14 protein-coding genes, 1 tRNA gene and 3 pseudogenes are annotated in these 18,624 nt (G+C 60.6%); 5 read left to right on the forward strand and 13 right to left on the reverse strand.

What is annotated here, in order from left to right; all coding sequences use genetic code 11:
- Positions 1-184: 184 nt before the first annotated feature.
- Positions 185-595: pseudogene (locus QCL65_RS01495) on the forward strand (Lrp/AsnC family transcriptional regulator); the annotation flags it as partial.
- Positions 596-665: 70 nt separating this feature from the next.
- Here QCL65_RS01495 and QCL65_RS01500 read toward each other — a convergent pair.
- The 4 genes from QCL65_RS01500 to QCL65_RS01515 all read right to left on the reverse strand — a co-directional run bounded on the left by QCL65_RS01500 (position 666) and on the right by QCL65_RS01515 (position 4,529).
- Entirely contained in the window at positions 666-1,376 is a 711-nt protein-coding gene (locus QCL65_RS01500) for a cupin domain-containing protein (protein ID WP_407314206.1), read from the reverse strand.
- A gap of 30 nt (positions 1,377-1,406) precedes the next feature.
- Complete coding sequence (locus tag QCL65_RS01505) at positions 1,407-2,690, reverse strand: NAD(P)/FAD-dependent oxidoreductase (RefSeq protein WP_407314208.1); 1,284 nt, start codon at positions 2,688-2,690, stop codon at positions 1,407-1,409.
- Between the two features lie 47 nt (positions 2,691-2,737).
- Positions 2,738-3,442, reverse strand: a complete 705-nt coding sequence (locus QCL65_RS01510) for an HAD-IA family hydrolase (protein ID WP_049861587.1) — start codon at positions 3,440-3,442, stop codon at positions 2,738-2,740.
- A gap of 139 nt (positions 3,443-3,581) precedes the next feature.
- Positions 3,582-4,529: a LysR family transcriptional regulator gene (locus QCL65_RS01515; protein ID WP_407314211.1), complete on the reverse strand. Its 948-nt coding sequence runs from the start codon at positions 4,527-4,529 to the stop codon at positions 3,582-3,584.
- 195 nt (positions 4,530-4,724) lie between these two features.
- Between QCL65_RS01515 and QCL65_RS01520 the strand changes: the two genes are divergently transcribed.
- Complete coding sequence (locus QCL65_RS01520; protein WP_407314213.1) at positions 4,725-6,152, forward strand: aldehyde dehydrogenase family protein; 1,428 nt, start codon at positions 4,725-4,727, stop codon at positions 6,150-6,152.
- 12 nt (positions 6,153-6,164) lie between these two features.
- Here the strand turns inward: QCL65_RS01520 and QCL65_RS01525 are convergent, their stop codons facing one another.
- The 3 genes from QCL65_RS01525 to QCL65_RS01535 all read right to left on the reverse strand — a co-directional run bounded on the left by QCL65_RS01525 (position 6,165) and on the right by QCL65_RS01535 (position 10,027).
- Complete coding sequence (locus QCL65_RS01525; protein WP_407314215.1) at positions 6,165-7,838, reverse strand: GMC family oxidoreductase; 1,674 nt, start codon at positions 7,836-7,838, stop codon at positions 6,165-6,167.
- Positions 7,839-7,850: 12 nt separating this feature from the next.
- A complete protein-coding gene (locus QCL65_RS01530; RefSeq protein WP_407314217.1) occupies positions 7,851-8,888 on the reverse strand; it encodes an ABC transporter substrate-binding protein in 1,038 nt (345 codons plus the stop codon).
- A 221-nt stretch (positions 8,889-9,109) separates the two neighbouring features.
- Entirely contained in the window at positions 9,110-10,027 is a 918-nt protein-coding gene (locus tag QCL65_RS01535; protein ID WP_407314219.1) for a LysR substrate-binding domain-containing protein, read from the reverse strand.
- A 118-nt stretch (positions 10,028-10,145) separates the two neighbouring features.
- On the opposite strand from QCL65_RS01535, the gene QCL65_RS01540 reads away from it, so the two are divergent.
- Positions 10,146-11,225 carry a tartrate dehydrogenase gene (locus QCL65_RS01540; RefSeq protein WP_407314221.1) on the forward strand — a complete coding sequence of 360 codons (1,080 nt, stop codon included), beginning with the start codon at positions 10,146-10,148 and terminating at the stop codon, positions 11,223-11,225.
- 866 nt (positions 11,226-12,091) lie between these two features.
- Here the strand turns inward: QCL65_RS01540 and QCL65_RS01545 are convergent.
- From QCL65_RS01545 to tnpA, 4 genes and pseudogenes are all read right to left on the reverse strand, one after another.
- The gene (locus QCL65_RS01545) at positions 12,092-12,610 is read right to left on the reverse strand and encodes a cysteine hydrolase family protein (RefSeq protein ID WP_407314223.1); all 519 of its coding nucleotides are present in this window, start codon (positions 12,608-12,610) and stop codon (positions 12,092-12,094) included.
- A 273-nt stretch (positions 12,611-12,883) separates the two neighbouring features.
- A pseudogene (gene tnpC, locus QCL65_RS01550) lies at positions 12,884-14,409 on the reverse strand (IS66 family transposase).
- A gap of 61 nt (positions 14,410-14,470) precedes the next feature.
- A complete protein-coding gene (gene tnpB / locus QCL65_RS01555; protein ID WP_407314225.1) occupies positions 14,471-14,806 on the reverse strand; it encodes an IS66 family insertion sequence element accessory protein TnpB in 336 nt (111 codons plus the stop codon).
- Complete coding sequence (gene tnpA, locus QCL65_RS01560; RefSeq protein WP_407314227.1) at positions 14,803-15,135, reverse strand: IS66-like element accessory protein TnpA; 333 nt, start codon at positions 15,133-15,135, stop codon at positions 14,803-14,805. The genes tnpB and tnpA overlap by 4 nt, the downstream gene beginning before the upstream one ends.
- Positions 15,136-15,525: 390 nt before the next feature.
- Here tnpA and QCL65_RS01565 point away from each other — a divergent pair.
- Positions 15,526-15,737, forward strand: a pseudogene (locus QCL65_RS01565) (serine recombinase); the annotation flags it as partial.
- A gap of 60 nt (positions 15,738-15,797) precedes the next feature.
- On the opposite strand, the gene QCL65_RS01570 reads toward QCL65_RS01565, so the two are convergent.
- A complete protein-coding gene (locus QCL65_RS01570; RefSeq protein WP_407314229.1) occupies positions 15,798-16,637 on the reverse strand; it encodes a hypothetical protein in 840 nt (279 codons plus the stop codon).
- Positions 16,638-16,776: 139 nt separating this feature from the next.
- A tRNA-Arg gene (locus QCL65_RS01575) sits at positions 16,777-16,853 on the reverse strand.
- 310 nt (positions 16,854-17,163) lie between these two features.
- Here QCL65_RS01575 and gabD point away from each other — a divergent pair.
- Complete coding sequence (gene gabD, locus QCL65_RS01580) at positions 17,164-18,606, forward strand: NADP-dependent succinate-semialdehyde dehydrogenase (protein ID WP_407314231.1); 1,443 nt, start codon at positions 17,164-17,166, stop codon at positions 18,604-18,606.
- Positions 18,607-18,624 lie beyond the last annotated feature (18 nt).

Genomic DNA, 18,624 nt, shown 5'->3' on the forward strand with positions numbered 1-18,624 from the left:
CGGTAGCTCGTCAGCCCATTGGCCGATCTTCGAAGACGCCCCCGGCGCCCTGCAATACCTGAGCAAGTTCTACCGGTTGATACTGATCGCCCCACCCCAGGGCATCGATGTCGGCGCCCTGATCCAACGCTTGCCGGTGGCATTCGATGCGGTCATCGAGCCTTGCAACGATGCCTGGCACAGCAGCCTCGCCGAAGCGGTGGGCCTGTCACCCAGCCCCTGCCTGCAACGGGTCAAGCGCCTGGAATCGGCGGGCTACATCAGTGGCTACGAAGCGCACGTCAACCTGGCCAAGTTCGCCAGATCCGTCACGGTGTTCACCGAGGTGACCCTGTCGGACCACAAGCGCGCCGATTTCGTGAAGTTCGAATCGAGCATCCGCAACATCGACGAAGTGCTCGAATGCCATTTGATCAGCGGTGGGTATGACTACCTAGTGCGGTTCCTGTGCAGCAGCATCCAGCACTACCAGGAATTGATGGAGTCGATCCTCGACAAGAACATCGGCATCGACAAGTATTTCAGCTACATCGTCATCAAGAGCCCGGTGCTCAAGAGCGCCGTGCCGTTGCGCAGTTTGGTGCGGGCGGTTTGACAGCCGCACCGCCAGCCAGCACACCAATCCCCTGTAACCGGCGCAAGCCGCGTCCGCTGGTCACACGGTCTCAACTCAATATGCAAAACACCTTGCGCACCGTCTGCGTGCTGGCCCAGGCATTGGTCGCGCCTGCCGGCACTACCACGACCTCCCTTGCGCTCACCGTGCACGCCTCGCCCTGCTCGGGCGTGAGGGTCACGGCGCCTTCCAGAATGAACATCAGCTCGCTGTAGCCTGGCTGCACCTGCTTGCGCGCATAGGCCTCGCACTGCCACAGACCGATGCGCAGATTGGCCGCGCTGAACAGCGTTTCGCTCCAGGCCTTCGGGGTCGGTGTGAGCAGCACGGCGGCTGCCGGTGGATCGCTGGGCGGCAATGATTGGGTGACGTCGATCTTCAACGGCATGTTCGGCATGTCGTTGCTCGGCGGCAAACCGGGAAAGGCCATGAACAGGCGGCGCAACTGCCCCCGATGCTGCCAGCGCACCGCCACGCCACGGGGCACCACGAAACAATCGCCGGCCTTCAACCGCAGGTCGAAACCCTCGCCTTGCAGGGTCAGCTCCCCAGCCTCCACGATCCCCAATTCGACCCAGGGAAAGTCTTCAATTAGGAGATTGGCGCCGACACTGGTCGAGGCACCCACGGCATAACCCGTGCGCGGATCATGAAAATGCACGGTGCGCCCGGCCGCCAGTGGGTCGTCCTGCAAGGCAAAGGCTGCCAGGGGCAACTGGCGGTCCGCGGGAGGTTGTGAGTAATGCAGGATCGGGGGCATAAGGCTCGTCTTAGCAATGAGGTTCGCGGCTCAACGGCCGATGGCATCCAGCAGTTGTTGCCAACCAGCGGCCAGGCGTACACCGGGCGCGCGGAAGGCATGCAGGGGAATGGGTTTGAAGGTATCGCCCGCCAGCAGCCCCAGTTGCACCGGCTCACCAGCGGTCATGGCCGCCAGTTGCTTGCCCATGTAGGTGGACATCGCCACACCGCCGCCGTTGTAGCCGATGGCATAGAAGCTGCGCGGGTCCAGCTGACCGGCGTGGGGCAGGTAATCGAGGGTCATGGCCACCAGCCCCGACCAGCGAAACGCCACGGGCTGTTCACGCAGAATCGGGAACACCACGCCCATGCTGCGTTGCAGCGTGGCGAAGGCGCTGTCCGAGTCGTTCTTGCCGAACGCACCGCGGCCACCGAAGATCAGCCGGTCGCCAACCACCCGGAACCAGCGAAGCATGCGCTTGGTGTCGCCACAGACCTGACCGCCTGGCATGAGTCTGGCCAGTACATCGGCGGGCAGTGGCGCGGTGGCAATGATGGCGCTGCGAAACGGGATCAGTCGGCGATGCAGGGTGTCGGTCGCGGCGCTCTGGTCAGAATAGCCATTGGTGGCATACACCACCTGTTTGGCACTAACCCGACCCTGAGGCGTTTGCACGATCACCCGGTCAGCCTCTTGGCGAACCTGCAACGCCGGGCTGTTGATGAACATCTTCACGCCCCGTTCGTGCAGGCTGTCGGCCATGCCACGGGCGTAGTTGAGCGGGTGGATGCCGCCCGCCTTCGGCGTCAGCAGCCCACCGTGGAAAATGCTCGATCCGGTCATTTCCCGCACCTGCGCGGCATCGATCATCCGTGACGACTCGCCGCCGGTTTCGCGCTTGATCCACTCAGCGGTGTTGCGCAGGCCGGTCAGGGCGAGCTCATTGTGGGCCGCGGCGATGTGCCCACCCATGTGCAGCTGGGCGTCTTCGATGCCCAGGCTTTCGACCATTTCCACCAGGCTGTCCACCGCGGCATAGCCGGTGCGGTACATGTGCAACGCGGTGTCACGGTCGAAGCGTTGCATCAGGGTCGCAAAGCCGACCCGAAACTTGGGCGACACCACACCGCCGTTCCGACCGCTGGCCCCCCAGGCCAAGGTATTGGCTTCCAGAATCAACGGCTCGCGACCGCTCAGGGCAATGTGATGCGCCGCCGAGAGCCCGGTGTAGCCGGCGCCGACGATCACCACGTCGCACTGCCGGTCGCCCTGCAGCGCTTGCAGTGCCGGTCCCGGTCGGGCGGTGGCCGCCCACATACTCTTCACAGTCATAGCCGGTTTCCACGAAAAGGCGGCGCTTCAGATGAGCGCCGCGGTTGTCAGCCCAGTTCCTGCTCGACCGCGTCGGCCAGCTGCGCCAGCGAGGTGAAGTGGTAATGCGGCTTGGTGTGCTCGGATTCCAGGGTGCCGCCGCTGCCCTTCTGCGCGTGGCGACGCTCGATCCAGCAGGTCTGGTAGCCCAGACGCATGGCCACGCCGATGTCGTGGTACTGGCTCTGGGCGACGTGAAGAATCTCTTCGAAGACGATGCCCTGCGTGGCCAGTACGCCACGGGTGTAGGCGAAGAACTGCGGATCGGGCTTCTCGAAGCGCACGTCGTCGACCGTCACCCGCACATCGAAGGGCTCGTCGAGGGTCTTGGCCATGTGGTTCAGAGCCCAGATCTGCGAATTGGTGGTGGCCACCAGCTTGAAGTGCTTGTGCAGACGCTTGAGCGCTTCGACCGAATCCGGGAAGGCGGGGAAGTTTTCCACGGCCAGGGCCAGACCGCGGGCATATTCGTCGTTGTCCGGCAGGCCGAGCTTGCCGGCGATCAGGTGGTAGCAGCGCTCCAGGTCGTCCGGCCACCAACCCGAATCGGGCATGGCACGGGCTTCGCGGTAGGCCTTGAGAATGTCGTCGTCGCTGCACGCCTTGCCTGCTTCACCGGCCACTTCGCGCACATGGTTGAGAATGCCGGCTTCGAAATCGATCAGGGTACCGACAACATCGAACGTCAGGGCTTTGAACTGCTTGAATGACATAGGGCGCTCCGCAGGATGAACCAAGGGAAGATGCTAGGTGTGGTTCAATTATCAGCCGGGTGAATCGCCATATGTTCTGTTTTGTCCTTACCTGAGGGCATAACCTACCGTTTTTCCCGCAATCGCGGCATACCTGGGTTCAGGAGGCCTCGGCGATCTTTGCGGCCAGGTCCAGCTGAGGATAAAGCAGGTCGATTCGCGCGATGTCAGCCTGCATCTCTTCGATGATCCACTGGCCCACGCTGTCGACGATCGGCCGCCTCGGACGGTTGGCCGGGGTCACCAGGCAGCAGCGCCGGGCACTGACGGTCACCGCATCGCCCACCGGCAGCAATTGCCTGTTGGCCAGGCAGTGTGACACCACATTCAGCCAGCCCAGTGCCATGCCCTGACCCAGCAGGGCCGCCTGTACGACCACGGCATAATCGGAAAACACCAGGGCATTGTCGATGCGCCCGCCGTGGTCGAAAGGCGCGGCCCACGCGCGGTCCTGGTTGTCCATGTGGATCAGCGCCGGGGCTGCGCTCTTGCCCTTGCCGCCCGGCACTGCGCAGCGGTACTGGGGGCTGCACACAGGCAGGGTGATTTCCGGCAGAACCAGGCTGTCTGTGGCTTTGACGCTGCCGACGTCGAAGTAACGCATGCCCAAGTCGACATCCATCAACGGCCCGCCGATGCGCCCGGACATCAGCTGGTAGCGCATGTCCACCGAAGGAAAACGCTCGCTGAAACGGCTCATGCGCGGCATCAGCCAGTGGGTGGTGAAGGCGGTGGATACCGACAGGGTGATGGTCTCCATACCCGTGGCGCGGGCGGAGATTTCGCTGATGGCCGATTCGATGGTGTCGAAGCCTTCCTGGACCCGGCGATAGAGAATGGTCCCGCTTTCGGTGAGCCGCGCGCCGCCACGAACACGCTCGAACAGCTGCACCCCGAGATGATCTTCCAGCCGCGAAAGCATGCGGCTGACCGCAGGCTGACTGACACACAGCTCGTCGGCCGCCCGGGTAAAACTGCCGCAACGCGCCGCCGCCTCGAAAACGAACAAGGAGCCGGAACTGGGCAGTTTTCTACGAAGATTGGACATGACCTGAGTTTATGCCTGGGAAAACTATTAGTAAATTGCCGTGACACTGAAACCCTTCCTATCCTGACCACCAGCCCGACACGTCGGCGACACACGCGGTGCGCCAGACCAACCGCACAACCCCGGACGCGGCTCGCGCCGCTGCTAGGGGTACGCAAGGGCATCGGCTTTTTTCATCACGGGTGGAGAGCGATTTTGGACAACGCGTTGAAGTTCTATATAGACGGTCGCTGGGTCGAGCCCTCGGGCGCGCGGCGCCTGGCGGTGATCAACCCGGCCACCGAGCAGGCCTTTGCCGAAATCGCCTTGGGTGAGCAGGCAGACGTGGATGCAGCCGTTGCGGCGGCGCGGCGGGCCTTTGCCGAGTTTGCCTTTACCCCTCCAGCCGAGCGCAAGGCGCTGCTCGAACGGATTCTCGAGTCCTTCATGGCCCGCTACGACGACATCGCCGCGGCGATCATGCAGGAAGTCGGCGCGCCGCAGGCCCTGGCCCATGACTGGCAGGCCGGCATCGGCAAGCGGCACCTGGAGCAGATGCTGCGCACCCTGGACAGCTTCGAGTTTCGCAAGAGCCGCGGCACCACGCTGATCAACCAGGAACCCGTGGGCGTGGTGGCTTTGATCACCCCCTGGAACTGGCCGATCAACCAGATCGCCTGCAAGGTGGCACCCGCCCTGGCCGCCGGCTGCACCCTGGTCCTTAAGCCCAGCGAAATCGCGCCGATCAACGCACTCATTTTCGCTGAAGTGATGCACGACGCTGGAGTGCCCGCAGGTGTGTTCAACCTGATCAATGGCGAGGGCCCCACCGTGGGTGCCGCCATGGCGTGTCACCCTGACGTGGATATGGTCTCGTTCACCGGCTCGACCCGGGCCGGCGTGGAAGTGGCGCGCCTGGCCGCGCCGACGGTCAAGCGCGTGCATCAGGAACTGGGCGGCAAGTCAGCGAACATTCTGCTCGACGATGTGGACCTGCAGGCGGCCGTGACGGCGGGGGTCAACGGCTGTTTTGGCAACAGCGGCCAGTCCTGCAACGCACCGACACGCATGCTGGTGCCCGCCGCGCTGCACGATCAGGCCGTGGCCATCGCTCGCCAGGCGGCATCGACCCACCGAGTCGGCGCGCCCGACGATCCTTCGACAACCCTGGGCCCGGTTATCAGTGAGCGGCAATACCGGGCGATCCAGCGGATGATCGCCATCGGCATCGACGAAGGCGCACAGTTGGTGTGTGGCGGCCTGGGCCGGCCAGCCGGTCTGGGCACCGGCTACTACGTGCAGCCGACGATCTTCGCCGGGGTGGATGCGCAGATGACCATTGCCCGCGAAGAGATCTTCGGCCCGGTGCTGGTGATCCAGCCGTATGCCGATGAACAGGACGCGGTGCGCATGGCCAACGACAGCGTGTTCGGGCTGGCGGCGTACGTACAGTCAGCGAGCCTGGAGCGCGCTCGCCAGGTGGCCTTGCAGATGCGCGCCGGGAGTGTCTACATCAACTACCCAAGCTGGGATCCCGCAGCACCGTTCGGGGGTTACAAGCAGTCCGGCAATGGCCGCGAATATGCCGAATGGGGCCTGGAAGCGTTTCTGGAGGTGAAGGGTATCGTCGGCTGGGGAGCCTGAAACACCGCAGCGTCACCCCGCCTTGATCAGATCGGCGATGCGCTCGGCGATCATGATGGTCGGCACGTTGGTGTTGGCGCACGGAATCGCCGGCATCAGCGACGCATCGCACACCCGCAATCCCGTCACGCCGATCACCCTCCCATCGCTCGAGGTCACGGCTTGGGGATCGTCCGCCCGGCCCATGCGGCAGGTGCCCGACGGGTGCCAGGTGCCACCCACGTTGGCTCGCACGAATTCGCTCAATGCTCGATCGTCGGCCAACAGCTTGTCCAGGGTTACCCCTTGGGTCACCAGGCCACGCACCACCCATCCGCGCAAGGGGCCGGCAATGTCCAGCAGCAGGCTCAACACCCCGCGCTGCAAGGCATTGAAGCGCCCCGGCATGGCCACCTTGGCCACCCTGGGCGAGTAGCTCGATGGAAACACTACGGAGCGCAAAGGGTCCAGGCCCGGTGCCGACAACGTCTCGGTGCCCATGCGCAGGGCTTGCTTCAAACGCTGCAGGTCGCGTGCTTCAGACAGCATCGAAAAACGAACATCCGGTTCCTCCAACGGATCCAGCGACGTCACCTCCACCCGTCCGCGTGAGTAGGATTTATTCACCCAGAAGAACATCGTGCCCAAACGGTAACCCACCGAATGCCAGCCGGAACGCGAGAGGATCGCGCCGTGCATGTCTCCCGGCACAGTGCCCGGCAGCCCGGATGAAAAACGCACGATCGCCTGTTCGTGATGCTCGTCCACGTGCGGCGTGCGTCCTTGTGTCGTCAACAGCGCCGACACGGCGATCGACGGATGCTCCATCAGATTGCCGCCCACGCCTGGCCGGTCGGCCACCAGCGGCACGCCCAGGTCCAGCAGTTGGTCCAGCGGCCCGACCCCGCTGCGGATCAACAGCGCCGGAGTGTGGATCGCCCCGGCACAGACGATCACCTCTGCCGCGTGCAGCTCCTCGACCGCGCCAGCCCGATCCAGCACGCGCGCGCCGACGGCCTGCGTGCCCCTGAACAACACCCGGTCCACCACACACTCGGTACGCAGCGTCAGGTTGGGCCGCGCACGGACCTCATCGGTGAGGTAGCACACCGACACCGGAATCCGCTCGCCCTGCTCGCTCACCCCGATGGCGCCCACGTAGACGCCATCCTGCCACTCTCCGTTCTGGTCCGCCCGAGTGGGCAAGCCCCGGGACGCCAACACCCCCATCACCGCCTTGACGAAGGGCGACAGGAACGCCGGTGCCGTACGCCGGATGCGCACCGGCCCGGCATCACCGTGCAAGGGTCCGCTGAAATCACAGTCGGTTTCCAGTTTGCGAAAGTACGGCAGGCAGCTGTCCCAGCTCCAGCCCTCGGCGCCCAGCCGTCCCCATTCATCGTAGTCGTCCGGCGCACCGCGGTTGGTCATCAGCGCGTTGATCGCCGAGCCACCCCCGAGCAGGCGCGCCTGCTCGTAGCGACGGCTGCCCTGGGCGGCCATGCGCGCGGTCAGGCGCTGCCAGATGTTGCGTACATCCAGATAGGCACGGCCGGGGTACCGGCTGGCAATGGCCGCGGGCATCTTGCCCGGCGCAATGTCACGCCCCGCTTCCACCAGACACACGCGCTTGTTCGGGTCTTCGGACAGCCGCGCGGCCAGCACGCAGCCCGCGCTGCCGCCGCCGAGAATCAGGTAGTCGATCACGCTGCGGCCGCCTTACTGGACGAATTTCAACCAACGGTCCTTGGCGGCAATGCCTTCAGCCGACGACCACCACTCCTCGGACATCAGCGCCTGCTTGGCGGCGTTTTCCGGCGAGCTGGGCAGCTCATTGCCCCGTTCGGCGCTGAGCTTGCCGGTGGCGAAGGCGGCCGGGTTGCCTGGCCCGTAGTCGATGTACTTGGGCAGGTCGGCCTGCAGCTCGGGCGATACGGCGGTGTCGACGAACTTGACCGCCTGCGCTAGGTTCGGCGCGTTCTTGAGGATGCACAGCTGGGTGTTCTGCAAAATGCCGTCGTTGTAGGTGAAATCGACATCGGCGTTGTCTTTCTTTACCGCACCCACGCGGCCGTTCCAGATCATCAACATGTCCACTTCACCGTCATTGAGCAACTGCGCCGACTGCCCGCCTGAACTCCACCAGACGGCGATGTCCGGCTTGATCTGGGCCAGGCGCTTGTAGGCACGGTCGACGTCCAGCGGGTAGAGCTTGTCGCGCGGCACACCGTCGGAGATCAGCGCCGCTTCCAGGGTCCCCATGGGGTCGTTGCGCAAGGCGCGAGTGCCGGGGAAGTCCTTGACGTTCCAGAAGTCGGCCCAGCTCTGCGGCACCTTCTTCAGGGTCTTGGTGTTGTAGCCCAGGACCGAGGAATAGAACTCATAGGCCACCGAATACGGTGTGCGATAGGCTTCGGGCATGCCCTTGACGTTAGGCATCTTGGCCAGGTCCAGCGGTTCGATCAGGCCTTCGCGGCCGCCGCGGATGCAGTTCGAAGGTGGGGTGTCGATCACGTCCCACACCGGCTTGCCGGTTTCGCCCTGGGCCTTGACCATGGGCCAGGCGTCCGGAACGCTGTCCTGCTTGATGGTGATACCCAGCAGTTTGGCGGCCGGGTCGAGGATGGCCTTGGTTTGCGCTTCCTGGTAGACGCCACCTTGGGAGACGAAGGTAATCTGCTCGGCCTGAGCGGTCGTTGCGCACGCCATGGCCACGTACAACAGGGATAGAACAGCACCGAAAGACAAGGTTTTCATGGCAAATCATCCTGTAGGTAGATTAATTCGGCAGCGACAAAAACCTCGACGGGTAACCCATGTTTGCACCGGTTCTGTATTTTTGTTCGACCGAGCGGGATCGCTGGAAGGTACAAGACGAAAACCCAGGACGACAATGCACCATTAGTCAGTAACACCATGATTTCAGGTTATGGAGCCCAACCACGGCACACCCCCAGTAGCAGCGGCGCAGGTGCCGGTCAGCCGTTTTCCAGCATGGCAAACGGCAATCGTTGGCCAAGCGCCTCGCGCAGGTAATGCACGAAGGCGACGATGCGCTGGGGCGTGTGACGCCGCTGCCGGTACATCGCAAACACGTCGGCCTGCGGCGCCTGATGGTCGGTCAGCAGCGCCTGCAACCGCCCACTCTCCAAATGCGGCTGCACATCCCAGCGCGACCGCAGGATCAAACCATGGCCGTCCAGCGCCCAGCCCAGCGCCACCTCGCCGTCGTTGCTCGACAGCGTCCCGGTGACCTTGTGCGCATAGTCCCGGCCGTCCTTGTGAAAGCGCCAGATGGAATAATCGCTGCCGAACTGGCGCAGGATGATGCAATTATGCGCCGCCAGATCGGCTACCTGGGTCGGTGCAGGCATGTTCTCAAGGTATCCGGGCGCCGCGCACAGCACCCGCGGATTCTCCAGCAGGCGGATGGCGATGAGCCGTGAATCGGGCGGCTCGCCCATGAACACACCCAGGTCGAACTGATCGTCGAGCAGGCTCATCGGCTGGCTGCTCAGCTCCAGAGACACGTCCAATTCGGGATGCAAGCGCGCAAATGCCGAGACCACCCGGGCCAGGTGCCTGCGGCCAAAGCCCAGCGTGGCATTGATCCGCAACCGGCCATGCAGAGTCGGCTGACGCGTACCCAGCGCACTTTCCAGTTCATCGAGCTGACGCAGAATCGGCCGCCCGCCCTCCAGGTACAGCTCGCCTTCGGGGGTCAGCGACAAGCGTCGTGTGGTGCGTTGCAGCAACTGCACGCCCAGGCGCTGCTCCAGCTGGCTCAGACGTTTGCTCACCGCCGGCAGTGAAAGACCCAGATGGCGCGCGACCTCGGTCAGGCTGGCGCGAGTCGCCACCTGCTGAAAGAAGCTCAGATCATCGATCATGCTCATGGATTGTTTACCTGAATCTAAGAATGGCTTAACCGACAGGCCAATTATTAATCCTTTGATACTGATTACACTGAGCCCACAGGTTCATCAACCCATGCATCAATGACTGGAGGGCAGCATGACCAAGTCCACTTACAAGATCGCGGTGATCCCCGGTGATGGTATCGGCAAGGAAGTCATGCCCGAAGGGGTTCGCGTGCTCGACGCCGTGGCCGCCCGCCACGACCTGCACTTGCAGTGGGACTGGTTCGATTTCGCCAGTGCCGATTACTACCTGGCTCACGGCAAAATGATGCCCGATGACTGGTTCGAGACGCTCAAGGGCTACGACGCGATTTACTTCGGCGCCGTGGGTTGGCCCGATGTGGTGCCCGACCATGTTTCGCTGTGGGATTCGCTGCTGCAATTCCGCCGCGAGTTCGACCAGTACGTCAATCTGCGCCCCTGCCGCTTGATGCCTGGGGTCAAGGCGCCACTGGCCAATCGCAAGCCTGGCGACATCGATTTCTGGGTGGTGCGCGAGAACACCGAAGGTGAGTATTCCAGCGTGGGCGGCAAGATGTTCCCCGGCACCGACCGCGAGATCGTCCTCCAGGAAACGGTGATGACCCGCGTTGGCGTGGACCGTATTCTCAAGTTCGCCTACGACCTGGCGCAAAGCCGACCCAAGAAACACCTGACCTCGGCGACCAAATCTAACGGCATTGCCATCACCATGCCGTACTGGGACGAGCGCGTGGCCGAAATGGGCAAGCAGTACCCGGACGTCAACGTCGACAAGTACCACATCGACATTCTCACGGCCAACTTCGTGCTGCATCCGGACTGGTTCGATGTGGTGGTGGCCAGCAACCTGTTCGGTGACATCCTCTCCGACCTAGGTCCGGCCTGCACCGGCACCATCGGTATTGCGCCATCGGCCAACATCAACCCGGAGCGCAATTTCCCCAGCCTGTTCGAACCGGTGCACGGCTCGGCGCCGGACATTGCCGGCAAGGGCGTGGCCAATCCGATCGGGCAGATCTGGTGCGGCGCCATGATGCTCGAACACCTCGGCCATCCGGAGGCAGGTGCGGCGGTTCTGGCGGCCATCGAAAAGGTCCTGGCCATGGGCCCTGAACAGGCGCCCCTTACCGCCGATATCGGCGGCACCGGTACCACCCGCGCCTTGGGCGAGGCCATCGCCGCCGTCTGCTGAAGCCGCGATACACCTGACACACCCTAGCGCCCTTGTGGGAGCACCGCGCTTAACTGCTCACTCGAGCTGGCCCTAGCGGACCTGCACTGGCGGGGATGGCGTTCACATGATGACGATGACTGGAACGTCAGTGGGGAGCAAAAATCTGACCTCGATCCAGGGAGGATAGTGGATAGGTTTATCGCCAAGTTGAGCAGCCTGCGTTTCTGACAGCCCTTGCCACAACTGCTTTGGGCAATGGCTGAGTCTTGCATCGCCAGATCTTAGACCTAGCACCTCAAGGCGCTAATGATGGCAGGGTGTATTTGGAAGGCGCGTTGGTTGAGCCAATTGCAGGGATGGATCCGTCCTCTTAGCTCCTCCAGCCCACAAGCCGCATGGGATAGGGAGGCACGGTTTAGGCACAGAATTGGCACAGCGATAAACAAAAGGGCCCAGGTTTTCACCTGAGCCCTTGTCTTGTCCAGGCGTCGTTTGAACTGAAGGCTGTAAGGCCCGTTTTATAGGGGTTCTGTCAGTGGTGTTTCGGTCAGGCATACACATAGGCATACACGGAGACCGCTACTAGGGGCGTCTGACGGTGCCCCCACGGGATCGCCATCAAGATTGCGAACAGGTGTGCTGAATATATTTAGGTATACGCTTGCTGTGCGGCGAGCAAGTGTAAGCGTTCCGGCAATACATCTCGCGGCCCATCACCAAGTGTTACGGTGTTCACAGTCTGAAGCACAGCGCCTCGGCCAATTTCCGATCAATAAAATCAACCCATAGCAGACACTTAACGTCTCATTTAGGACGTGCGGGATTGCATGTATGGTGCCAGTGCTTACGGCAATTCATGCGCATTCCCGCACTTTCGGGCTCTGCTAGAAACTCCACTCCTCAGCCCGAACTAGCTGGCAGAACGGCCCATCAAGAGTTGCATTGTGATGAGCAACGATGTCCTCAGCTTTCATCACTGGCGTGTCTGAACAGGTATGGCCTTCGGCGATGAGTACCGCATCGAAGCCAAGATCACGAGCAGCACGGCAGGTGCTGTCGACGCAGTATTGAGTTTTCATCCCAGTGACTACCACACCGGTAGCGCCACAAGAGCGCAAACTGTCAGCTAGGTCGGTCATTTCAAAAGCATTGGGGCGCCGTTTTTCGAACACCACTTCTCCACCCAGCAGCTTCAGTTCCTGTGCAACCATCGTGAGCGGGCTGCCTGGTTCGATTGGAGATCCAGCGGGCCCGATGTGGCGCGCGAGAAAAATCGGAGCGCCTGCGCTGCGTGCTTTATCCATCAGGGTATTCAGTGTTTCCAACAACTCTTCGCAGCGCCATAGTTTTTCCGGGCCGTGAACTAGCCCGACTTGAATATCGAGTATCAACAGGGCGTACATGGGTGCATCTCCTTGCGTTTGAGCCAGCGACACAAGGGCATAAAAAAGGCCCTGTCCATCGCTGGCGGGCCTTTGAAGTTCGTCTGCTACTGGCTCACGAAACCTCGCACGCTCCGCTTTCAGCGGTCGTGGTGGTGGTAGTCGAGGTGAGGCAATAGGTAGTCATGGATCGACACTAGCAATATTGCAGCGAGCTGACAAGCCAGGATCTTAGAGTGAGTGCTTTTGGCGGATAGGTTAGTGTAAATTTACGGAAATCAGGTCTTGTGTAACTTAGGCGGGCTGCCAGTTATGCGGCAGCAACTGGTCTATTTCACTCGCCCGCTGCGTCGGAAGGCGCGTGAGAACATCCTTCAGGTAAATATACGGATCATGCCCGTTGAGACGCGCCGATTGGATCAAACTCATGATCGCCGTCGCACGTTTTCCGCTGCGTAACGACCCTGCGAAGAGCCAGTTCTTGCGTCCAAGAGCCCAAGGTCGTATCTGGTTCTCGGCCCAATTGATGTCAATGGGCACGGCGCCGTCATCAAGGTAGCGCGACAGCGCTGCCCAGCGTTTCAGGCTGTAATCCAGCGCTCTGCTGATAGCCGAACCTTCGGACACCAGGTCGCGCTGTGCGAGCATCCAGGCATGCAGCGCATCCATTACCTGTACGGATTTCTCTTGCCGTATTAGGCGCCGTAAATCCGGCTTCAGACCGCGAACTTCGCTCTCGATTTCGTAAAGCAATTGGATGTAGCGCAAGGCCTGTTCGGCCAGCGTGCTCTTGTTGGTGGCATGCAGTTCGAAGAACTTGCGCCGTGCATGGGCCATGCAACCGATCTCGGTCACACCGAGTTCGAAACTGGCCTTGTAGCCACCAAAATCATCACACACCAGCTTGCCCTTCCAGTCTTGCAGGAAGTTGCGAGCATGCTCTCCGGCGCGGCTGGGGCTGAAATCGTAAACGACAGCCGCTGTTTCGCAGAACTGACTGGTGGCGTAGGCCCAAACATAGGAACGGTGGGTTTTCTTCGAGCCTGGAGCGAGCATCTGCACCGGTGTTTCATCGGCGTAGACGACCTGCTGCCCGAGCACTACGTCGCGCAGAGCATCGACCAGAGGCTGCAACTGCACGCCAGTTACGCCAACCCATTGAGCCAACGTTGAACGTGGAATCGCCAAGCCCGCTCGACCGAAAAATCGATTCCTGGCGGTAAAGCGGAAGATGATCGGCAAACTTGGAGATCATGACGTGGGCAAGTAGTCCGGCAGTCGGGATGCCCTTGTCGATGGTCTATGCCGGAACCGGTGCCTGGATCAGCTTTTCGCAGTCATCGCAGACCCATTTGCCACGCACGTGGCGTTTAACGGTACACGCCAGGCGTGTAGTCCAGCTTCTCGCTGAAGTCCTCACCGATGCGTTTTAGTGCGCAGCCACAGGGGCAGTGAGTGTTGTCAGGTTCGTGATAGATCAAAGTGCGTGGAAATTCGGCTGGTAACGCAGTGCGCTTGGGCTTTTGTTTTTTCTCGGTCGCCGCTGGCACTGTTTGCAAGGCCTGAAGCTCTGCTTCAATCGCTGCGATATCGGTATCGATCAGGTCATCGAGCAAACTGGTCTGCTCAGGATTCATCTGCTCGCTGCGCTTGGCAAACTTCAAGCGCTTGAGCTGCGCGATCTCGAAGGTCAGTTTCTCGATGACTGTTTGATCACGGTTGATTTTCTTGCCCATCGTGTCGACTTGCGACAGCAACTGCACTGCCAAAGCACGCAGTTGGTCGGGGGACATTTGGTCGAGATTGGACGAAGAAGTCATGCTCCGGATTTTGCCAGAGCAGGCGCTTCGCGGCGATAGACCGATAGGCTAATGGCAGCCGTCAAAGCAGTGTGATCGAGCCTCCAGAACCTGCGCGTTGCCATGGCAGACCCAGCACCAATGCCTGGAGCTGCTCGGTATCCAGTTCCACTTCAGAGCCATGGCGAATGCCAGGCCAGTGAAACTTGCCTCGGTTCAACCGGCGCGCCGCCAGCCATATTCCGAAGCCGTCATGCACGAGCACTTTCATGCGATTGGCGCGGCGGTTGGCAAACAGATAAGCATTGTGCGGCTTCGCCGCACCGAACACCGCAACCACCTTGGCTAACGCCGTTTCGGTACCCGCGCGCATGTCCATCGGCTCGGTGGCGAGCCAGATGGAGTCGATGCGAATCATCGCAGAAGGTCTCTAAGAAAGGTCGCGCAGGCAGCAGCATTTTCAGTGGGCCAGTTCACTTTGACGGTGCCTCGCGGGTGCTGTATTTCAACGCAAATATTCGATGATGATGAGTGGGGTGTTGCCCCGGCCAGCGGCACGGGTAACGGAATAAATGCAGGTTGCAGCGCTGTGCTTTTCTGCGCTTGCAGGCGAATCCATTTGTGGACGAGGTTTGCATTGAGGCTATGGTTGAGCGCGATGCTGGCAATCGAAGCGCCGGGATCGGCACACTCTTGAATGACCTGGGCTTTGAAGGACTTGGAATAGGAACGGCGTGTTGGCTGCATGAAATACCCGCTTAAAAGGCTAGAACTGGTGCCCACTTAAATTTAAGTGCACACCATGTCTTGGCTTTGTGGGGCTGGGTAGATGACTTGGCCGGACGCATACGATACCTGGGCGAGCTAAACGATGGTGGAGATGCCATTAGCCACCGTGATTATCGCTGCGTGCAATCGGCAGGATGTTTGAAGAGGCTGAGGCACTAGGCAATATGGCTCAAGGGTCAATGCTGCTGGATCAGGCTGCCAAGGATTGCGTCGATATCTACAACGCACAACGAAATGCCATATTTGAAGCCCAAGTGGCAGTGGCCCCAGTAGCCGTGGAGTTTACCCTATTGCCAAAGCCTATCGCCCTGCGAGAACGCCAGCGGCGCCACGGCCGACCGGCCCGAACTGCTGCGCCTGCTCAAGGACGCTCTTAAGGGTGACGTGCTGCTGGTGGAATCCGTCGGTCGGCTGTCCTGGCTGCTTTAGACGATTGGCAGAAGCTCAAGGCCACAATCGATGCCAAAGGCCTGCATATCGTGGCCATCGACCTGCCCACCGGTCACCAGGGGATGCGCGACGCCAAGTGCAACGAGTTCATCGACCAGATGCTTGCCGCCAGCCTCGACATTCGTGCAACTGTCCGGCACGGTGACTGCTCAACCCCACGGTAATGCGGATCAGGCAGGCGCTTTACTGTTAGTTGCAGTAATCTGCTGGTCCATTTTTTGCGCCTGAGCGAGTGCTGACTCGCTAAAGGTTTGACCCGTTAATATTTTGTCGATAGCGGCCAGCAGCATCGCTGAGAAATGGTTATTGAGCCATTTAAATCGTCCGTAGCCTTGGTGAGCGAATTCAACAGCCCCGTCCTCGCCCAGTGCTGATCGGACGAGATTTTGAATATTCTGATCTTTGTACCACTCGACCCGAGCCGGGTCGGTTCGGCCCTCCTTTATGAGGTATATCGAGCGGCCCATGATCGTGCGATAAGTCTCGTAAATGGCCCATGCATATTCGCCTAAATGAGGTCGCACTGCCTGAACCTCGGAAAAACCGATGCCGATAAAGCTCGTTTCTTCCCATGTCGTAATTTCGGCTGAGTACTTTCCCATGCTCGGAGAGGTATAAAGGCCTTTCATTTCTTCATCAGTGAATGTGTCTGTGAGATATAAAACCGCCGGGAAAGCCTCCATTAGCTTGATGTATCCCACCCACAGAACGTCTACAGCCTCCAATTTCCTTGAGATCGTTGCCTTCTGAACATCTGTGTAGGAGGAGACAGCGGCGCGAAGCTTATCCGTCTGGCGATCTATGTCTGATTTAAGTTGAGTCAGGCTTTTGTCCGATTGGTCCTTTAGCCCGGCCTTCAATTTTTCCAGCCGATCGTCATACTCATGCTTGATGCTGCCGCGTAGCCTCTGTAAGAACCAAGCTTTCGCCAAGAAGCCCACTAGAACTATCATCGCTGTCGTCGCGGTAGTAGTCGCTGCAACGCTGTAGAAAAAGTTAGTCCAATCCATCGGGCACCTCATCGATTACCGCGCAACAAAAAGCCCCGCTAGGCTAACCTGAGCGGGGCTTTTTTTGCCTCCTGCTGTCACCCTGCCGTCACGGATGTAACTACTGTCAGGCTGAACTGGCTGGAGGCCCTGAATTCATTGGTGCACCAGGCGGGATTCGAACCCACGACCCCTGCCTTCGGAGGGCAGTACTCTATCCAGCTGAGCTACTGGTGCAACGCGGGCGCCATGATACCCATCTCGGGGGTGGGCGTCTATTGCGACGAGCTGCACTTTTTTTGGGGGCTGCTATTGTCCAAGCTTTGGGAGCCTACCGGGCGCTCACCCTAAAACGCGCAATCGTTCTTTTTTTCGAACGGACTATTGTCCTTTTGCCCCGTAGATCCTAGGATTCGTTTGAGATTTCAAACGCTCTTGTCTGGTGCTGACCACGCACGCCTTTTCAGTGCGCCACTTTCCTTCAGCCCGGGCGCCTTTCACCCTCATATTGAGCGCCGTCCTACACGGTGCTGTTAAGGAAGCCGACATGCAGCTCAAAGACCCTTCTTTATTTCGTCAACAAGCCTACATCGACGGCGCCTGGCTGGGCGCGGACAGTGGGCAGGCGATCAAGGTCAACAACCCGGCCACTAATGAGATTCTTGGTACGGTGCCGAAGATGGGCGCGGCCGAGACGCGCCGGGCTATTGAGGCGGCGGACAAGGCGTTGCCGGCTTGGCGTTCGCTGACGGCGAAGGAGCGGGCAACTAAGCTGCGTCGCTGGTTCGAGTTGATGATCGAGAATCAGGAAGACCTGGCGCGTCTGATGACGCTGGAGCAGGGCAAGCCGTTGGCCGAGGCCAAGGGTGAGATTGTGTATGCCGCTTCCTTTATTGAATGGTTCGCGGAAGAGGCCAAGCGTATTTACGGCGACACCATTCCGGGCCATCAGGCGGACAAGCGTTTGATCGTGATCAAGCAGCCGATTGGTGTGACGGCTGCCATTACGCCGTGGAATTTCCCGGCCGCGATGATTACCCGCAAGGCCGGCCCGGCGCTGGCGGCGGGTTGCACCATGGTGCTCAAGCCGGCCTCGCAGACGCCGTTTTCCGCCTTGGCATTGGCCGAGTTGGCCGAGCGCGCGGGCATTCCTAAAGGGGTGTTCAGTGTGGTCACCGGCAGTGCCGGGGATATCGGCAGTGAGCTGACCAGCAACCCGATCGTGCGCAAGCTGTCGTTCACCGGTTCCACCGAGATTGGTCGGCAGTTGATGGCTGAGTGCGCCAAGGACATTAAAAAGGTGTCGCTGGAGTTGGGCGGCAACGCGCCGTTTATCGTGTTCGACGACGCTGATTTGGACAAAGCGGTCGAAGGCGCGATCATTTCCAAGTACCGCAATAACGGCCAGACCTGCGTCTGCGCCAACCGTATTTACGTGCAAGACGCTGTGTATGACGCCTTCGCAGAAAAACTGAAGGTCGCGGTGGCCAAGCTGAAAATTGGCAACGGCCTGGAAGAAGGCACCACCACCGGCCCGCTGATCGATGAGAAAGCCGTGGCCAAGGTCAAGGAACACATCGCCGACGCCCTGAGCAAGGGCGCGACCGTGTTGACCGGTGGGCGTGCACTGGAAGGTAACTTCTTCGAGCCGACTGTGCTGGTGAACGTGTCCAAAGACGCCGCTGTGGCCAAGGAAGAGACCTTTGGGCCGCTGGCGCCGTTGTTCCGTTTCAAAGAAGAAGCCGAAGTGATCGCCATGGCCAACGACACCGAGTTTGGCCTGGCTTCGTACTTTTATGCGCAGAACATGAGCCGTGTGTTCCGCGTGGCCGAGGCCCTGGAGTATGGCATGGTGGGGATCAACACCGGCTTGATCTCCAACGAAGTGGCGCCGTTCGGTGGCATCAAGGCTTCGGGCCTGGGCCGTGAAGGCTCCAAGTACGGCATCGAAGATTACCTGGAAATCAAATACCTCTGCCTGTCCGTTTAATCAACGGCGGGCCCTTGG

It is taken from the genome of Pseudomonas sp. nanlin1, assembly GCF_045571515.1.
In the GTDB taxonomy this organism is placed as follows: domain Bacteria; phylum Pseudomonadota; class Gammaproteobacteria; order Pseudomonadales; family Pseudomonadaceae; genus Aquipseudomonas.

Excerpts from the sequence above, each read along its gene's own strand:
- QCL65_RS01500 (WP_407314206.1), bottom strand. The coding sequence starts at position 1,376 with ATGCCCCCGATCCTGCATTACTCACAACCTCCCGCGGACCGCCAGTTG.
- QCL65_RS01505 (WP_407314208.1), bottom strand. The coding sequence starts at position 2,690 with ATGACTGTGAAGAGTATGTGGGCGGCCACCGCCCGACCGGGACCGGCA.
- QCL65_RS01510 (WP_049861587.1), bottom strand. The coding sequence starts at position 3,442 with ATGTCATTCAAGCAGTTCAAAGCCCTGACGTTCGATGTTGTCGGTACC.
- QCL65_RS01515 (WP_407314211.1), bottom strand. The coding sequence starts at position 4,529 with ATGTCCAATCTTCGTAGAAAACTGCCCAGTTCCGGCTCCTTGTTCGTT.
- QCL65_RS01530 (WP_407314217.1), bottom strand. The coding sequence starts at position 8,888 with ATGAAAACCTTGTCTTTCGGTGCTGTTCTATCCCTGTTGTACGTGGCC.
- QCL65_RS01535 (WP_407314219.1), bottom strand. The coding sequence starts at position 10,027 with ATGAGCATGATCGATGATCTGAGCTTCTTTCAGCAGGTGGCGACTCGC.
- QCL65_RS01540 (WP_407314221.1), top strand. The coding sequence starts at position 10,146 with ATGACCAAGTCCACTTACAAGATCGCGGTGATCCCCGGTGATGGTATC.
- QCL65_RS01545 (WP_407314223.1), bottom strand. The coding sequence starts at position 12,610 with ATGTACGCCCTGTTGATACTCGATATTCAAGTCGGGCTAGTTCACGGC.
- tnpB (WP_407314225.1), bottom strand. The coding sequence starts at position 14,806 with ATGATTCGCATCGACTCCATCTGGCTCGCCACCGAGCCGATGGACATG.
- tnpA (WP_407314227.1), bottom strand. The coding sequence starts at position 15,135 with ATGCAGCCAACACGCCGTTCCTATTCCAAGTCCTTCAAAGCCCAGGTC.
- QCL65_RS01570 (WP_407314229.1), bottom strand. The coding sequence starts at position 16,637 with ATGGATTGGACTAACTTTTTCTACAGCGTTGCAGCGACTACTACCGCG.
- gabD (WP_407314231.1), top strand. The coding sequence starts at position 17,164 with ATGCAGCTCAAAGACCCTTCTTTATTTCGTCAACAAGCCTACATCGAC.